General features: G+C 31.6%; 16 protein-coding genes and 1 riboswitch. Of the genes, 14 read left to right on the forward strand and 2 right to left on the reverse strand.

All coding sequences use genetic code 11. From position 1 onward, the window contains the following. Positions 1-191: 191 nt before the first annotated feature. From I6U51_RS22100 to I6U51_RS22140, 9 genes are all read left to right on the forward strand, one after another. Positions 192-1,436, forward strand: a complete 1,245-nt coding sequence (locus tag I6U51_RS22100) for a methylaspartate ammonia-lyase (RefSeq protein ID WP_211144728.1) — start codon at positions 192-194, stop codon at positions 1,434-1,436. Between the two features lie 148 nt (positions 1,437-1,584). Continuing rightward, complete coding sequence (locus tag I6U51_RS22105) at positions 1,585-2,427, forward strand: fumarate hydratase (RefSeq protein WP_211144729.1); 843 nt, start codon at positions 1,585-1,587, stop codon at positions 2,425-2,427. Between the two features lie 33 nt (positions 2,428-2,460). Then, on the forward strand, positions 2,461-3,018 hold the full coding sequence (locus I6U51_RS22110) for a Fe-S-containing hydro-lyase (protein ID WP_211144730.1): 558 nt from the start codon (positions 2,461-2,463) through the stop codon (positions 3,016-3,018). A gap of 79 nt (positions 3,019-3,097) precedes the next feature. Beyond that, complete coding sequence (citD, locus tag I6U51_RS22115) at positions 3,098-3,361, forward strand: citrate lyase acyl carrier protein (protein WP_211144731.1); 264 nt, start codon at positions 3,098-3,100, stop codon at positions 3,359-3,361. Positions 3,362-3,389: 28 nt separating this feature from the next. Further along, positions 3,390-4,262 (forward strand): HpcH/HpaI aldolase/citrate lyase family protein, encoded by an 873-nt coding sequence (locus I6U51_RS22120; protein WP_211144732.1) that lies wholly within the window; start codon positions 3,390-3,392, stop codon positions 4,260-4,262. Positions 4,263-4,291: 29 nt separating this feature from the next. Beyond that, positions 4,292-5,833 (forward strand): citrate lyase subunit alpha, encoded by a 1,542-nt coding sequence (citF, locus tag I6U51_RS22125; protein ID WP_211144733.1) that lies wholly within the window; start codon positions 4,292-4,294, stop codon positions 5,831-5,833. A 40-nt stretch (positions 5,834-5,873) separates the two neighbouring features. Further along, positions 5,874-6,920 (forward strand): [citrate (pro-3S)-lyase] ligase, encoded by a 1,047-nt coding sequence (citC, locus tag I6U51_RS22130; RefSeq protein WP_211144734.1) that lies wholly within the window; start codon positions 5,874-5,876, stop codon positions 6,918-6,920. Positions 6,921-6,922: 2 nt separating this feature from the next. Continuing rightward, positions 6,923-7,537 (forward strand): citrate lyase holo-[acyl-carrier protein] synthase, encoded by a 615-nt coding sequence (gene citX, locus I6U51_RS22135; protein ID WP_211144735.1) that lies wholly within the window; start codon positions 6,923-6,925, stop codon positions 7,535-7,537. Positions 7,538-7,613: 76 nt separating this feature from the next. Then, positions 7,614-8,354 carry a tetratricopeptide repeat protein gene (locus I6U51_RS22140; protein ID WP_211144736.1) on the forward strand — a complete coding sequence of 247 codons (741 nt, stop codon included), beginning with the start codon at positions 7,614-7,616 and terminating at the stop codon, positions 8,352-8,354. Positions 8,355-8,415: 61 nt separating this feature from the next. Here I6U51_RS22140 and I6U51_RS22145 read toward each other — a convergent pair whose 3' ends face one another. Next, positions 8,416-10,095 (reverse strand): sigma 54-interacting transcriptional regulator, encoded by a 1,680-nt coding sequence (locus I6U51_RS22145; protein WP_211144737.1) that lies wholly within the window; start codon positions 10,093-10,095, stop codon positions 8,416-8,418. 405 nt (positions 10,096-10,500) lie between these two features. Here I6U51_RS22145 and ptsP point away from each other — a divergent pair, with 405 nt between their 5' ends. From ptsP to I6U51_RS22170, 5 genes are all read left to right on the forward strand, one after another. Then, entirely contained in the window at positions 10,501-12,117 is a 1,617-nt protein-coding gene (ptsP, locus tag I6U51_RS22150; protein ID WP_211144738.1) for a phosphoenolpyruvate--protein phosphotransferase, read from the forward strand. Positions 12,118-12,282: 165 nt separating this feature from the next. Continuing rightward, on the forward strand, positions 12,283-13,050 hold the full coding sequence (locus I6U51_RS22155) for a DUF4652 domain-containing protein (protein WP_211144739.1): 768 nt from the start codon (positions 12,283-12,285) through the stop codon (positions 13,048-13,050). A 21-nt stretch (positions 13,051-13,071) separates the two neighbouring features. Beyond that, positions 13,072-14,334, forward strand: coding sequence for a tetratricopeptide repeat protein (locus I6U51_RS22160; RefSeq protein WP_211144740.1), 1,263 nt, complete (start codon positions 13,072-13,074; stop codon positions 14,332-14,334). 200 nt (positions 14,335-14,534) lie between these two features. Further along, complete coding sequence (gene trxA / locus I6U51_RS22165) at positions 14,535-14,852, forward strand: thioredoxin (RefSeq protein WP_211144741.1); 318 nt, start codon at positions 14,535-14,537, stop codon at positions 14,850-14,852. A gap of 272 nt (positions 14,853-15,124) precedes the next feature. Beyond that, complete coding sequence (locus I6U51_RS22170; protein ID WP_211144742.1) at positions 15,125-15,976, forward strand: NAD(P)/FAD-dependent oxidoreductase; 852 nt, start codon at positions 15,125-15,127, stop codon at positions 15,974-15,976. A gap of 147 nt (positions 15,977-16,123) precedes the next feature. Here I6U51_RS22170 and I6U51_RS22175 read toward each other — a convergent pair whose 3' ends face one another. Next, positions 16,124-16,651 (reverse strand): cell wall hydrolase, encoded by a 528-nt coding sequence (locus tag I6U51_RS22175; protein WP_211144743.1) that lies wholly within the window; start codon positions 16,649-16,651, stop codon positions 16,124-16,126. A gap of 2 nt (positions 16,652-16,653) precedes the next feature. Beyond that, positions 16,654-16,780: riboswitch (cyclic di-AMP (ydaO/yuaA leader) on the reverse strand. Positions 16,781-16,850 lie beyond the last annotated feature (70 nt).

Genomic DNA, 16,850 nt, shown 5'->3' on the forward strand with positions numbered 1-16,850 from the left:
AAGCTTCCAAATGACAATAGACGATATATTCGCTGTTGGTAAGGGTGTTCTTATAGGAAGACCAGAATAATAAGAATAAATACTTGATGTTAATTATTAAGACTACCGTTTTCTAAGCGGTAGTCAACAACTATAGGTGTACATATTAATAAATATTAAAAATAAACTATTTAGAAAGACAGGTGTAAAAAATGAAAATAGTTGACGTTATTTGTGCAGAAGGAAAAACTGGATTTTATTTTGATGACCAAAGAGCAATAAAAAAAGGAGCAAAGCATGATGGATTTACATATGTAGGAGAGCCTGTAACAGACGGCTTTACTAGTGTAAGACAGGCAGGAGAAGCTATATCTGTTATGTTAGTGCTTGAAGACGGTCAAGTAGCATACGGAGATTGTGCTGCTGTTCAATATTCAGGAGCAGGCGGAAGAGACCCACTATTTTTAGCAAAAGACTTTATACCAGTAATAGAAAATGAAATAGCACCAAAGCTTATAGGAAGAGAATTAAACAGCTTTAAAGCTCTTGCTGAAGAGTTTGATAACATAAAAGTTAACGGAAATAGATTACACACTGCTATAAGATATGGAATATCTCAAGCAATACTTGATGCTGTAGCAAAATCACAAAAAATAACTATGGCTGAAGTTATAAGAAATGAATACAATCCAGAAGCTGAAATTAAAAGAGTGCCAATATTCACACAATCTGGTGATGATAGATATGATAACTCAGATAAAATGATCATAAAAGGTGCAGATGTGATGCCTCATGCACTTATAAACCACGTAGCAGAAAAGCTTGGATTAAAGGGTGAGAAATTATTAGACTATGTAAAATGGTTAAGAGATAGAGTGCTTCAATTAAGAACATCAGAAAATTATAATCCAATATTCCATATAGATGTTTATGGAACAATAGGAATGGCATTTGACTGTAATACAAAAGCTATGGCTGACTATTTAGGAACTTTAGAAGAAGCTGCTAAGCCATTCCAATTAAGAATTGAAGGACCTATGGATGTAGAAGATAGACAAAAACAAATGGAAGCAATGAGAGATTTAAGAGCTGAAATTGATAGCAGAGGAATAAAAGTTGAATTAGTTGCAGATGAATGGTGCAATACTGTTGAGGATGTTAAATTCTTTACAGATAATAAAGCTGGACATATGGTTCAAATCAAAACTCCAGATCTTGGAGGAGTTAACAATATAGCTGATGCTATAATGTACTGTAAAGAACATGGTATGGGAGCTTATTGTGGAGGAACTTGCAACGAAACTAATAGATCTGCTGAAGTTACAACAAACATAGGTATGGCTTGTGGAGCAAAACAAGTACTTGCAAAACCAGGAATGGGTGTAGACGAAGGCTACATGATAGTTAACAACGAAATGAACAGAGTACTTGCATTAATAAATAGAAGAAACAAATAAGCAGATTTTTAGTTATGAAAAGGCGGTTTTAGAAACTGCCTTTTCATATATAATTAAGGCATCTTCAAAAAATAACTAGTCAGTATGCTAGTTTATTTTCTTTCAGATGCCTAAATCTAAACTTCATGAAAAGGAGAATAGTTTAATTATGAGAGAGATAAATGTATCAGAGGTAACAAAGGCAGTAAAAAAATTATGTATAGACGCAAATTATTATCTTTCAGCGGATGTTAAAAATAAGATAGAAGAGGCTGCAAAAAATGAAACATGGGATATGGCAAAAGGTATTCTAGATAAAATTCTTACTAATGTACAGATTTCTAAAGATGAAGATATGCCGATTTGTCAGGATACAGGAATGGCATGCGTTTTTGTTGAAATAGGTCAGGATGTACATTTAGCAGGTGGAAGTATAGAAGATGCAATAAATGAAGGCGTAAGACAAGGATATGAAGAGGGATACCTAAGAAAGTCTGTAGTAAAAGACCCTTTAGATAGAGTTAACACAAAGGATAATACACCTGCAGTAATATACTATGATATTGTACCAGGAGATAAATTAAAAATTATTGTAGCACCAAAGGGATTTGGTTCTGAAAATATGAGTCAGTTAAAAATGTTAAAGCCTGCAGATGGGCTAGATGGTGTGAAGGAATTTGTTCTTAAGGTAGTAAAAGAAGCAGGCCCTAACCCATGTCCACCAATAGTTGTAGGAGTTGGGATAGGTGGAACTTTTGATAGAGCTGCTAATCTAGCTAAAAAAGCACTTATTAGACCTTTATCAGAGAGAAATAGTAATCAATTCTATGCAGACTTAGAAAATGAACTATTGGAGAAAGTAAACTCCATTGGTATAGGACCACAAGGATTCGGTGGGAAAACTACTGCTCTTGCAGTAAATATCGAAACATATCCGACACATATAGCAGGGTTACCTGTGGCAGTAAATATAAATTGTCACGTTACAAGACACTCAGAAGTAATACTATAAGTAGAGTGAACAATCTAAATTGGAGGGATAGCAATGGATAGGAGAATAACAACTCCACTAACAGAGGAAAAAGTTAAGGAGTTGAAAGCTGGAGATAGCGTTTTAATATCAGGAATTATATATACTGCAAGAGATGCCGCTCACAAGAGATTAGTAGAACTTTTAGACAAGGGGGAAAAGTTACCTGTAAATGTTGAAAACTCAATTATATACTACGTAGGCCCAACCCCAGCAAAGCCAGGCCAGCCTATTGGATCAGCAGGTCCGACTACTAGCTATAGAATGGATTCCTATGCACCAAGACTTTTAGAAATTGGTTTAAAAGGCATGATAGGAAAGGGATTGAGATCAAAAGAAGTTGTAGAATCTATGAAAAAGAATAAGGCTGTTTATTTTGCAGCTATAGGAGGAGCAGCTGCGTTAATGGGTAAATCCATAAAAAGTGCAGAAATAGTTGCTTACGAAGATTTAGGTTCTGAGGCAATAAGAAGACTTGAGGTAGAGGATTTACCTGTAGTTGTAGTTATAGATTCAGAGGGAAACAACCTTTATGAGATGGGACAGAAAGAATATCTTAACTCAGTAAAGTAAATTATAATTAAGAATTGATAACTATTTCATGTTGTTATCAATTCTTAATTTCTGATTATCAATGTTAGGAGGATTTAGAATGAGAATAAACAAAGTGGCTAAAGCCGGAACGCTTGAATCTAATGATATAATGATTATGGTTATGCCTAATGAAAAAGGTGGAGTAGAGCTCCAGCTTGAAAGTATTGTTATAAAACAGTTTGGAAATCAAATAAAAAGCACAATATTAGATAAACTTAAAGAAATGAATGTAGAAGATGTAGTTATAAAGGCACAAGATAAGGGTGCATTAGACTATACAATTAAAGCAAGAGTGCAAACTGCTATAGAAAGAGCTGTATAAATTTTTATTGAAGTTCGAGGTGATATAAATGAAAAAATTAAGAAGAACTATGCTTTTTATGCCTGGAAACAATCCAGGAATGCTTCAAAATGCATCAATTCTTGGAGCTGATTCTGTAATACTTGATTTAGAGGATGCAGTAAGTCTTACAGAAAAGGATAGCGCAAGAATCCTTGTAAGAGAAGCGATTAAGGTTTTAGATTATTCAAAAGTAGAATTAGTTGTAAGAGTAAATCCTCTTGATACAGAATATGGTTTAAAAGACATTGATACAATAGCAAGAGTAAAGCCGGATAGTTTAATGATTCCAAAAGCTACAGAAGAACAAATACAAATTATAGACAATACACTTTCAAAGATAGAAAGTGAAGAAGGATTTGAGCAGGGAATAATAAAGCTTATACCAATTGTAGAAACGGCTTATGGATTAGAGAATGTATATAGCATAATTAATTCTTCAAAAAGAATAGTTGCTGTTCTTTTAGGAGCAGAAGACTTAACTTCTGACTTTGGAATAAAAAGAACCAAAGAAGGAGAAGAAATATTCTATGCAAGAAATAGAGTTTCAACTGCATGTAGGGCTGCCAGAGTAGATGCTATAGATACTCCATTCACCGACACGAATGATTATGAAGGTCTTGCTAAGGATACAGCTAAGGCAAAGAGTGTAGGATTTACAGGAAAAGCATCTATAAATCCAAGACAAATTGATACCATACATTCAGTTTTCGCACCAACAGAACATGATATTAAGCACTCATTAAGAGTACTTGAAGCAAGAGATGAAGCAAAAGAAAAAGGCCTTGGAGTTTTCTCATTAGATGGGAAAATGGTGGATGCTCCTATAATAAACAGGGCAACAACAATTGTTGAGCTAGCTAAAATGTTAGGACTTATTTAGTAATTAATTTTATAAAGAGAGGGATTAGCATGAAAAATGTACTAGGAAGAGAGATTCCTGATTACATAGAAGGTTATGGAGAAGTAAAGCCTTTTCAGGGAGCCTTTGCAAACTACGGCACTAGAGAAAAAGTAGGTGTAAAGGTAAGCAGTGTAAAACCGGGAGAAGAAAAAGTATTAAATAGTATTGATGAGGCATTAGACAAGATTGAATTAAGAGATGGAATAACTATATCTTTTCACCATCATTTAAGAAACGGTGATTTTGTACTTAATAATGTAGTATACGCTATTGCAAAACGAGGAATAAAAGATATAACTATTGCTGCAAGCTCAATATTCCCAGTTCATGAGCCTCTTGTTGAGCACATGAAAAATGGAGTAGTAACAGGAATAGTTGCAAACTACATATCGGGACCTGTTGCTAGGGCTATATCTGATGGATATTTAAAGAATCCAGCAGTTATGATGACTCATGGAGGAAGACCTAGAGCAATCGAGAGCGGAGATTTACATATAGATATAGCATTTATTGGCGCACCAACAGCGGATACTTACGGAAACATAAATGGAGTATATGGAAATGCTGCCTGTGGATCACTTGGATATGCAGTAGCAGATGCTGAGTATGCTGATAAAGTAATTGCGATTACAGATAATTTAGTGGCCTATCCTGCATGTCCAATAGAAATAAGTCAAATTTATGTAGATTATGTTGTGAAAGTTGACTCTATTGGGGATCCAAAGGGTATAGTATCAGGTACTACAAGAATAACTAAAGATCCTGTAGGACTTAAAATAGCTAAGATGGCAACTAAGGTTATAGAAGCATCAGGGCTTGTTAAGGATGGTTTGTCATTCCAAACAGGAGCAGGTGGAACTTCTCTTGCAGTTGCAGCGGAACTTAAAGAATTGATGAAAAACAAAGAAGTAGTAGGAAGCTTTGCTGCTGGTGGAATAACTGGCTATATAGTGGATATGCTAAAAGAAGGATTATTTAGAAATCTATTTGATGTTCAATGTTTTGACTTGGATGCAGTTGAATCATATAGAGATAACCCTAAGCACCAGGGTATGTCAGGCTCTATGTATGGAAATCCTCATAATAAAGGCGCTGTAGTAAACAACTTGGACGTAATGATACTTGGAGCTACTGAAATAGATACTGACTTTAATGTAAATGTAACTACAGGTTCAGACGGAGTTATAATGGGTGGATCCGGTGGACATAGCGATACAGCAGCTGGATCAAAACTGGCTATTGTGGTTACAAACCTTATAAAAGGAAGACTTCCAATTATAAAAGATAGAGTTACTACAGTAACTACCCCAGGTGAAAGTGTTGATGTGGTTGTTACTGAAAGAGGTATAGCTGTAAATCCTAATAGAAAAGATTTAATAGAAAAATTAAATAATACAAATTTACCAGTTATGACTATAGAAGAATTAAAAGGATTAGCTGAAAAAATGACAGGGAAACCAGAAGCTATAGAGACATCAGATGAAGTTGTGGCTATAGTAGAATATAGAGATGGAACAGTTATAGATGTAGTCAGAAAACCAATAGCTTAGGAGCATGTTTATATACCTTAAATTAAAGGAGAGAAAATAGATGTTTGATTTAAAACTCCAGAAAATAAATTTAAAGAACCAATATGAGAAAAATGAGGTATATAAATTCTTAGAAGAGTTTGGATTAACTTTAGACAAGGATGTAGACTATACTATTGTTTTAAGAGATATAAATGATAATATTCAAGCAACCTGTTCTAAAGCTAAAAATGTTTTTAAATGCTTTGCAATATCAGAGGATATAAGAGGAGAGAATGTAACTTCTTCTCTTATATCTAATTTAATAGATAAGCTTTTTGAAGAAGGAATTTTTCATAGCTTTATATTTACAAAGCCAGACAAAGTTAAAGTCTTTAATTCACTTAACTTTAAAACTATACATGAAGTAAAAGACGCAGCACTATTAGAATATGGCATATATGATATAAATAAATCATTAGATGATATGGCAATAAAGTATAGCATAGATAATTCTATAGAAAAGGGAGCTTTAGTAATGAATTGCAATCCCTTTACAGAAGGTCATAGATACCTAATTGAGCAAGCATCAAAAAGTTGTGAAAAGGTATTAGTATTTATTGTGGAAGAAGATAAATCTCTTTTTTCATTTAAACACAGATATGCTATTGTGAAGGAAGCGGTAAAGGATTTAGAAAATGTAACAGTTATTCCAGGCGGTGAATATATTATATCTTCTGCTACCTTTCCTTCGTACTTCATAAGGAAAGAAGACGAAAAACTAAAGGCTTATGAAAGTATAGACTGTGGGATATTCGGAAAATACTTCTGTAGTAAATTCAATATAATAAAAAGATTTGTAGGACAGGAACCTTATTGCAATGTTACTAATACTTATAACCAAACTCTAAAGGAGATTATGCCTCAGTATAAAGTAGAACTTATTGAGTTGGAAAGAAAAAAATATGATGGATATTATATAAGTGCGTCTAAAGTTAGAGAACTTATAAAAAACGATAAAATAGAAGAAGTAAGAAATATTGTACCAGAAGCAACCTGGAACTTTTTAAATTCACATGAGGGAAAGGAGATAGCTGGGAGAATAAAGAGCAGCAATTCCCCGCATTAACTATGAAGGAAGATAGTACTAAATTAAAAAACGAAGTAGACATGATAAAAGATATGCTAACATTTATAGACGCTTCTGTAGATTCAGAAGCGTTAAATGATTATACAATAAGATATACTAAGCAATATATACCAGAGGATATACTTGCTGAAAGAGAAGAAAGGGTTTACGTGCAGGAAGAACTAATAAAAAAATATAGTTCTTCTCTTATTTGTATTAGAGTAAACTATCCAGGGGTAATTAAAAATGACTATGTTTCAATTGGAATAATGAAAATTTTATGTGATATGGTTATCAGGGAGTTTAGAAATCACATTTTATATAAAAAGTTTAATATAACGGCTGAAGGCCCTATATTTACATTAGTTGTAGATGAATTAGCCATGGATATTAAAAACAGGACTGTAGGTATTGAGGAGAATCACCCACTAGGAAGATTTGTTGACATAGACGTATATGATAAATATAATAGAAGTCTAAGTAGAAAAGACTTAGGACTAGATAGAAGAAGCTGTTACATATGTGACAACTATGCACATATATGTGTGAGACAAAGACAACATAGTGAGAAAGAAATTAAGGACTTTATAAAAAACAGTTACAAGAGTTTTTTATAAACTACAAAAACTATACAATAGATATATAATTATTATATTGGTGATATCAAATTACTGCATTCAGGAGGAAAATAGATTGGGATTCAGAGATAGGAATAGTAGTTTATTTGGAAATGTTGCTATAAGAACTAAAATAATTATATTTTGCGTTTTAATCTTGATAGCAGGAGGAATAGTTTGCAAAGAAGCAATTAACAATAGCAATGCTAATAGAAGTATTATAGAAAAACAAGATAGCAAGACAGATAATACTCCATCGGCAACTATCAAGGGTTCTGATAGCTCACAAAATACAAAGAATGAAGCTCAAAAAATTCAGGAAGAAAAAAATAAAAGACTAGAAGAACTGTACGAGCAAAGTTCAAAAGCCTTTAGTGAAAAACGATATGATGACACTATAAGCACGGCAGATGATATTATAAAGGAAGATGCGAACTTTTATAAAGCCTACAATATAAAAGGAATTGCTCTGTGTTATAGGGGAAATTATGAAGAAGGTATAAAGAATATAGATAGATCACTGGAGTTAAAACCAGACTTTGGATATGCAAGATTTAATAAAGCACTAGCATACGAACTAAAGGGTAACTATGATGATGCTTTGAGTTGGTATGATAAGGATTTAGAAATTGAAAACTATATATGGAGTTACTATGGTAAGGCTAGCATATATGGAAGAAAAGGGGATGTAGAGAATACAGTAAAATACTTAAAGATAGCTATAAGTATGTCTCCAGAAATTAAAAAGTTTGCTAGTGATGAGGAAGATTTTAATCCAGTAAGGGACTCTAAAGAGTTTCAGGATTTAATAAAGTAAAAATAATCCCCAAGGATTTTTAAACATTGGGGATTATTTTCTTTTGTAGCTGTGGATAAAATTAAATGCTTTCAATGTTAATATTATATTTTTTACACTTTAAAGCTACAGTTCTATGGGTTATGCCTAAAGCCTTACCAGCTTTGTTATAGCTTTTATATTTTTTCATAGCAAGAGCTATTATTTCTTTTTCATAATACTCTAAGGGATGAAGTTCTCCATTTTTTAAATTTATTAAACTAGACCGTTCTGGGCTTGTATTTACAATATAGAAAGGTAAATCTTTCTCTGTTATTATAGTATCATCACACATATTTATTGCTCTTTCTATAATATTTTCAAGCTCTCGTATATTACCAGGCCAATGGTATTCTTGAAGGTGTATTAAAGATTTATTATCTATACCTGATACACTTTTATTTAACTTATTACTTATCTTATGAATAAAATGTTCTGCTAAAAGATTTATATCTTCTTTTCGTTGTCTTAAAGGTGGGAGCATAATACTTATAACATTTAATCTATAATATAAATCTTCTCTAAAGTTATTTTGTTCTATCATTTTTTCAAGGTTTCTATTAGTAGCAGCGATGATTCTTACGTCTACAGTTTGAGTGGTAAGCCCACCTACGCTTTCAAACTCTCTCTCCTGCAACACTCGTAGAAGTTTAACTTGCATTGAAAGGGGCATATCTCCTATCTCATCTAAAAAAATAGTTCCCCCATTTGCTATGTTAAATTTACCTGGTTTACTTTTTATTGCCCCAGTAAAAGCACCTTTCTCATAGCCAAAGAGTTCGCTTTCAAGTAGATTTTCAGGAATAGCGGCACAATTTACTCTAACAAAAGGCATATCTTTTCTGATGCTGTTGTTGTGAATAGCTTTTGCTATAACCTCTTTCCCTGTACCACTTTCACCACGTATCAATACTGTAGATGTAGATTGGGATGCTTTTTGAGCTATTATAAGACAATCCTTGAGAGAGCTGCTGCATCCTATAATAGAATCAAATGAACTTACGAGTTCAGTGTGTCTTTTTAACTCCTCTTTGTAATAATTTAATTCTTCTTCTGATTCTTCTAGCTTTTTTACAATATCTTTTAATTCATCTACTGCCTGAAAAACACCTAAGGCCCCTATAACTTTATTATTAGAAAATATGGGGGACTTACTGGTGATAACAAGACGATTGTTTATATATTGAGTTTCACCGACTTTACGTTTTTTAGATAAGACAATATTAGTAAGATCAGTAGTTGGAAGAATATCCTTAACATACCTTCCAATAACATCATTTGCTTTTTTATCAATAATTTTTAAGGCATAATCATTCATAACTGTAATATAGCCATCAATATCTATAACTAGTATACCCACTGGTATGTTTTCAACAATCTGTTCATATGCAATAGTATTTTCTTCGATAATATCGTCAATTTTAGATAGAACAGAGTTATTGGTAGCCATGTCCTTGGTGATAAAGTTACAGAGATCAATTACTGATTTTTGCCCATTTATCGAATCTTCTTTACATGAGATTTCTATTATTTCATCTTCTCTTATCTTTAAGGAAATTAACGCTAACATACTTATAGCTAAAGGTTCTTTAGAAGATAAGTTTCGTATATAAAGATTTACGCCGTATTTGCTTTTGAGTTCAGCAACCTTGTGAACTATCATTGCAGCTATCCTTGTATGAATTCCATTATGAATAGGAACAGTTATACTATTTTTATACATAATTCCCCCCTATTTGATAAAAAGTATCATATACATCGGAAAAGTTGATAAAAATTATCAATAATATATTAACCTATATAAATCAATAAGTCTAGAATTTTTATAAGGAATTTTTGGCAAATTTTTATTAATGTATATGTTTACGTTGATAATTTTTATCAAATTATTTTTCTGCAAATTTTTTAAATTTATAATATTAATTTAAAAAATTATTTATAATATGTAGTTTAGATTGAGAAGAATAAAGGCATATACAATATAAAATAGAAAATAATATTCTTGTAATGAAATTTTTGAATCTTTGGCATAGGAATTGCTTAAATAATATTGATATTGAATTTAAGATTACTTGGAATTAAGAGCTGAATTTAAATAGATAATTATTTATTTTGAGGAGGAAGAAAAATGAAAATAGGTATTGCAGCTTCAAAAGGATATGCTATAGGTACAGTCGTATTAAAAGAAGAAAATGAATTAAACATAGAAGAGAGAGCGGTAGAGAATGTAGAGGCTGAAAAGGCGAGATTTAAAAAAGCTCTAGAAGCTTCTAAGGAACAGCTATTAAATATAAAAGAAAAAGCAGCAAAAGAAATGGGTGCAGATAAGGCGGCGGTTTTTGAAAGTCATGCGATGTTATTAGAGGACCCAGAATTTGCAGGTGCTGTTGAAATGGGAATAGAGAGTAATAAAATCAATGCTGAAAAAGCACTTCAAGATGTTGTAGATATGTACGCTGGAATATTTGCAGCTATGGAAGATGAATATATGAGGGAAAGAGGCGCTGATGTAAAAGACGTTGGAAAAAGAGTTCTTGCAAACTTACTAGGTAAGATATCAGGAGATTCAGATTTAATGGCAGATAATACAGTAGTTGTTGCACATGACTTAACACCATCTGATACTGCTCAGCTTGATAAGAGCAAGGTTGTAGCTTTCTTAACTAACATAGGTGGAAGAACTTCACATAGTGCAATAATGGCAAGAACTTTAGAAATTCCAGCTGTAGTTGGATTGCAAGATATAACTTCATCAGTAAAAAATGGAGATACCATTGTTGTAGATGGTATCGAAGGAGTTGCCATAGTAAATCCAGATGTTGAAACGATAAAGAAATATGAAGCAAAAAAAGAAGCTTTCAAAAAAGAAAGAGAAGAACTTAAAAAATTAGTAAGCGTTAAAACTGTTACTAAGGCTGGAAAACGTATTGAAGTTGCAGGAAACATAGGAAAGCCAGAAGACGTCCATCAAGTGCTAGCAAACGGTGGAGATGGAGTAGGTTTATTTAGAACTGAATTTTTATATATGGATAGAGATGATATGCCAGGCGAAGAAGAACAATTTGAATCATATAAATATGCAGTAGAAAAAATGGAAGGAAGACCAGTAGTCATAAGAACACTTGATATAGGTGGAGATAAAAAACTTCCATATTTACCGCTTCCAGAAGAAATGAATCCATTCCTAGGTTATAGAGCTATAAGAATTTGCCTAGATAGAAAAGATATATTTAAAACTCAATTAAGAGCATTACTTAGAGCTTCAGCCTTTGGTAATCTTAAAATAATGTTCCCAATGATAGGATCATTAGAAGAGTTCCTAAAAGCTAAAGAGATTCTTAAAGAGTGTATGGAAGAGTTGAAAAAAGAAGGAAAAGATTTCAATGAAAATCTTGAAACAGGAATAATGGTTGAAATACCTGCTGCAGCAGTTTGTGCAGATGAACTTGCTAAATATGTAGACTTCTTTAGTATAGGAACTAACGATTTAATTCAATATACTTTAGCAGCAGACAGAATGAATGAAAAAATATCATACCTTTATAATCCAATGCATCCTGCAGTATTAAGACTTATAAAAATGACTATAGAAGCAGCGCATAAAGAAGGTAAATGGTGTGGAATGTGTGGAGAGATGGCTGGAGATGAAAAAGCTATAGCTACATTAGTAGAATATGGATTAGATGAATTCTCTATGAGCGCATCTTCCATGTTAAAAGCAAAACAGTTGATAATGCAAAATTAATTATATAGTTTACTTAACTTAACAAAAATAAAATCTAAGCCTGATTTTTATCTAGCTTAGGTTTTATTTTTGTTAAAATATCAACTCTAAGGTCTAATTTTAGTATATAATATAAAATATAGAAGTAAAAATATTATTATTTGTACTGTATAAGGAGGAATTTATATGAAGAACTTGAAAATAAAAATATGTGTACTATGCTCTGTATCAGTGATATTAGCTTTTGGACTTACTGCCTGTTCAAATAAACAAGATAAATCTGCTGTTGTAAACAATGAGACACCAGTACAACAAAATAATAATAATCAAAAACCTAATGATAGCCAAAACAACTCTAAAGAAACAAAAAATAATGCAAATACTATTACTACCCAAAATGCTAATGTACCTAAAATTGTAAAACAACAAGCGTCTAAAGAAACTAAGATAAATTTTAATACACCATGGGTAACTAGCAGCAATGGAAATAATGCAGCTTGCATAGAGGGAAGGGGCGCAGAGGCATTAGAAGAAGGTGTAGGAAAAATATTTGTAAAGAATAATAATGGAAATATATTTAGCTTCGAAATAGCGGATAATCAAAAAATTTCACCAAGATATATAGAATGGGTAGATAATGAAAACTTAATGGTAATAATAGGTTCTGCTCACGGTACTGTTTCTAAAGGTGGAAATTTATATTTACTTAATGTTACTACAGGGAAATTATCACTAATTTTCGAAACTCCAGATAAAAAACAACAAATTATGTCAACGAAAACGAATGGTAATAATATAAATCTAAAGGTAAATGTTTATGATGATGACAACTATAATAAATCACATATAGAAGATTGGACTATTTATTCTTTTGATATAAGCTTAAATAAACAAATGGAAGTAAAAAGCTCTACAGGAAAACTTATATATACAATTAATGGAGCTAACCAGTAGATAAACCAAGGAGAATAATAGATGGACAAATCCAAAAAAGTATACATTAAAGCATTAGAAAAATATAATAATGGATATATTGATAAGGCTATAGAACTCAGTGAAGAGAGTATTTCGTTAGATATAAAAAATGCTGCAGCTATTAATTTAAAAGGTCTACTTTATTATCTAAAAGGTGATTTAGACACTTGTCAAAGGCTTTGGAAAATGAATTATCAACTAAACAAAGACGGAGTTTCGGAAAGATATTTGAGCGATAGCAAAAAAGATAGCGAAAGACAAAAACTTTATTGTGAATCTTTAAGGCTTATTAAGGAATTAAAAATAAATGATGCTTTAGAAATTTTGGAGCAGTGTTCGCAAAGTGATTATAATTATATAAATGTAAATAATTATATAGCAACTTGTTGTATAAATAAGGGTGATTATGATAAAGCACTTTCTCACATTGAGAAAGTGCTAAAAGTTGACAAAAATAATGATATGGCTAAAGGAAACAAGAATGAATTAAGAAAATTAGGCATGGTTAACTCAAAAGTAGATACAAAGAAAATAGCATGCGCGCTGGGTGGAATAGCATGTATATTAGCTTTCACTTTAGTATCAATTAATTTTGCAAAACATGATACTATAAGCAGGTTATTTATGAATATAAATAATATTAAAAGTACTTTTAAAAATAATAATAAACCAAAAGAGACTAGTAAGGGTGCCATAAAAGAAAGTGATGTAGCAAAAAATAATACAACAAGTATCAAATCAGAAACTCAAGTATTTCCGGCAGATAATATAAAAAATGATATTGAAAACAAAAATTTTGAGAATATATATAATGAATACATGAATTGGAAAGATAAGAGCCTATCTATCAATGATAAGCTTACTATATCAAAAGCTTATGAATTATTACTTCAAGAAGGCATAAGTTACTTTTATAATAAAGGTTCTGAATATATTAATGCAAAAAATTATTTAGAAGCTAAGGAATATCTTTTAAAGGCTTATAATTTAGGGGGACAAAGTTATTTGTATTCTCATATAATCTATATGCTTGGAAGTAGCTATGAATTATCCGGTGATGCTGAAAATGCTATAAAATATTATACACAATATGACGAAAATTTTAGCAATGGAGATTATGAAGAAACTATTCTTTATAACTTGGTAATAATATATAAAGATGTAGATAAAGATAAAGCAAAGAGTTACAGCCAAAAACTTATAGATAAATATCCGAACTCTATTTATAACAACTCTATAACAAAGGGGCTAGTAAGTAATTAGGCTAGTAATATTTTAATTTTATAATATTAATAAATATTTTGCTCATACATATAATTAAAAATAAAGAATAGACTAACTATGTAAAACAATATAGTTTATTTATTTGGATAATAATTATTAAAAACCATTGACTATGCTTTTTATATAGGATAAAATTAATATATAGCATACCTAATAGGGGTATGAGCGGAGGTGGAACTATGATAAAAGAAATTAAAGACGAAAATTTTTCTAGCACCATTGAAAGTTCTTCAACGCCTGTAGTTGTAGATTTTTGGGCTTCTTGGTGTGGACCGTGCAAGATGCTTGCTCCAGTAATAGATGAAATAGCTTCAGAACTTGATGGCAAGGCTCAATTCTTCAAATTAAATGTTGATGATAATCCTGTTACATCAACTCAGTATAGAATTTCAAGTATACCAACTGTAATGGTATTTAAAGGTGGAAATATAGCTGAGACTATAGTAGGATTTAGGCCTAAGGAAGCTATAAAAGATTTGATAGAAAAACATATATAAACTTATTTTTATCAATTGACAGAGGACAATTGACAATTGACAGAGAAGGAGGATTTTTCTACGTTACACTACGAAAAATCTTTAATTTATAATTTAAGTCTATGTTTCACATTAGCGAAACATGAACTTGAAAATATAATAGTTTTCTGACGCAAGGAAGAAAACTCACCTTCTCTGTCCTCTGTCAATTGTCCTCTGTCCTCTAAAAAATAATAAATCGTATTATTTTTATAAGTTAAGAATATATACTCTACAATTAGGGAGTGAAAAAAATGAGATATGATATAGCTATAGTAGGTAGTGGCCCGGCAGGTTTATCAGCAGCAATAAATGCTAGAATTAGAAATAAAAATATTATTTTATTTGGAAGTGCGGATTTTAGTAATAAGTTAATTAAAGCTCCTAAAGTAAATAATTACTTAGGCTTTTATGATATTACAGGGACTGAGTTAAAGGCTCAGTTTGAAAAGCATATGAATGTTATGGATATAGGTGTAACCACTGAGAGAATAAACAATATTTATGCAATGGGTGATTATTTCGCTTTAATGGTAAATGAAAAAATGTATGAGGCAAAGTCAGTTATTATTGCTACAGGCATGGAATATACAAAGCCATTGAAGGGAGAAGAAGAATTTTTGGGAAGAGGAGTAGGATATTGTGCAACCTGTGATGCGCCTCTTTACAAAGGAAAAGTGGTAACAATAATAGGATATAATAAGGATGCTGAGGAAGAAGCTAATTACGTAAGTGAATTGACAGAGAAATTATATTACGTACCTATGTATAATGGAAACTATAATTTGAGAAATAACATTGAAACTATTAAGGATAGACCGCTAGAGATACAAGGAGAAGATAGAGTAAGCAAAGTAATATTGAGAAATGGTGAATTAACTACTGACGGAGTATTTGTACTAAAAGATAGTGTAGCGCCAAACCAACTCGTTCCAGGGCTTGCTATGGAAAATGAGCATATAAAGGTAGATTTGAATATGAAAACTAATATTCAGGGATGTTTTGCTGCAGGTGACTGTACAGGTAAGCCTTATCAGTATATGAGAGCTGCAGGTCAAGGTCAGGTAGCAGCACTAAGTGCTGTTTCATATTTAGATTTAATTTAGATAAAATTAAATAAATAATAAGCGGAAAATATACCATTATTTATTTTCATGCAATTTAATAAACAAATAGCCTCATGCATATACTAAGATATGCATGAGGCTATTTATATATGTGCTTAGCTCATTATAGCTAAAACAAAAATATGTCTAGTTAACTACAAAGAAAACGTGGTTTCCAATGGTTTTAACGTTCTTTTTATTTATATTTTTCATCCATTGAGATGTAGCTATTTTAGGATTGTAGAAGAAAACTGCCTTTTCAGTAGGATCTTCTCCTTTTAATGCTTGAAATACTGCCTTATAACAATCTTCATTAGGAGCTGCATTTATATTTCCATTTATTACACAAGAAAAAGCTCCTCTTTGTTTAACTACACCTTCTACGGTTTTAGGGAATTCTGGATATTTTAAGCGATTTAGTATTACAGAAGCAACAGCTACTTTGCCTTCAAAAGGCTCACAGTTACTTTCTGCATAAACTACTTGAGCCATTAAGTGTATATCTTTTTGAGTAATATATACTTTTTGGTCTGAGCAGTTAAAAACTTGAACTACTTGATCTTGTTGATTAAACAATGTCGAATCCGAATTATTTGAATCCATGGCATTTACCTTGTTAGCACATAAAAACAAAAGTGTCAACAAGATTGTTATAAAAAAAGTAATTTTTTTCAATATAATCCTCTCCTTTTACCTACGGGGTTAGCTGACGGGTTCGGTAAAGGCATAACCTACGCAAAATACGATTCACCCCAAAATTTTGGTTTCCCCGTGTTTAATAAAAAACTTAGGCTAATGGTATTGTACCCATTAATTCAAAAAAAATACAGGGTATAATTTTTTTTATTAATATTTTATAAAATAAGCTTGAGTA

It is taken from the genome of Clostridium aciditolerans, from assembly GCF_016316925.1.
GTDB lineage: Bacteria > Bacillota > Clostridia > Clostridiales > Clostridiaceae > Clostridium_AM > Clostridium_AM aciditolerans.

Excerpts from the sequence above, each read along its gene's own strand:
- I6U51_RS22120 (WP_211144732.1), top strand. The coding sequence starts at position 3,390 with ATGAAAAAATTAAGAAGAACTATGCTTTTTATGCCTGGAAACAATCCA.
- trxA (WP_211144741.1), top strand. The coding sequence starts at position 14,535 with ATGATAAAAGAAATTAAAGACGAAAATTTTTCTAGCACCATTGAAAGT.
- citD (WP_211144731.1), top strand. The coding sequence starts at position 3,098 with ATGAGAATAAACAAAGTGGCTAAAGCCGGAACGCTTGAATCTAATGAT.
- I6U51_RS22170 (WP_211144742.1), top strand. The coding sequence starts at position 15,125 with ATGAGATATGATATAGCTATAGTAGGTAGTGGCCCGGCAGGTTTATCA.
- I6U51_RS22155 (WP_211144739.1), top strand. The coding sequence starts at position 12,283 with ATGAAGAACTTGAAAATAAAAATATGTGTACTATGCTCTGTATCAGTG.
- I6U51_RS22160 (WP_211144740.1), top strand. The coding sequence starts at position 13,072 with ATGGACAAATCCAAAAAAGTATACATTAAAGCATTAGAAAAATATAAT.
- citC (WP_211144734.1), top strand. The coding sequence starts at position 5,874 with ATGTTTGATTTAAAACTCCAGAAAATAAATTTAAAGAACCAATATGAG.
- I6U51_RS22110 (WP_211144730.1), top strand. The coding sequence starts at position 2,461 with ATGGATAGGAGAATAACAACTCCACTAACAGAGGAAAAAGTTAAGGAG.
- citF (WP_211144733.1), top strand. The coding sequence starts at position 4,292 with ATGAAAAATGTACTAGGAAGAGAGATTCCTGATTACATAGAAGGTTAT.
- citX (WP_211144735.1), top strand. The coding sequence starts at position 6,923 with ATGAAGGAAGATAGTACTAAATTAAAAAACGAAGTAGACATGATAAAA.
- I6U51_RS22145 (WP_211144737.1), bottom strand. The coding sequence starts at position 10,095 with ATGTATAAAAATAGTATAACTGTTCCTATTCATAATGGAATTCATACA.
- I6U51_RS22100 (WP_211144728.1), top strand. The coding sequence starts at position 192 with ATGAAAATAGTTGACGTTATTTGTGCAGAAGGAAAAACTGGATTTTAT.
- ptsP (WP_211144738.1), top strand. The coding sequence starts at position 10,501 with ATGAAAATAGGTATTGCAGCTTCAAAAGGATATGCTATAGGTACAGTC.
- I6U51_RS22105 (WP_211144729.1), top strand. The coding sequence starts at position 1,585 with ATGAGAGAGATAAATGTATCAGAGGTAACAAAGGCAGTAAAAAAATTA.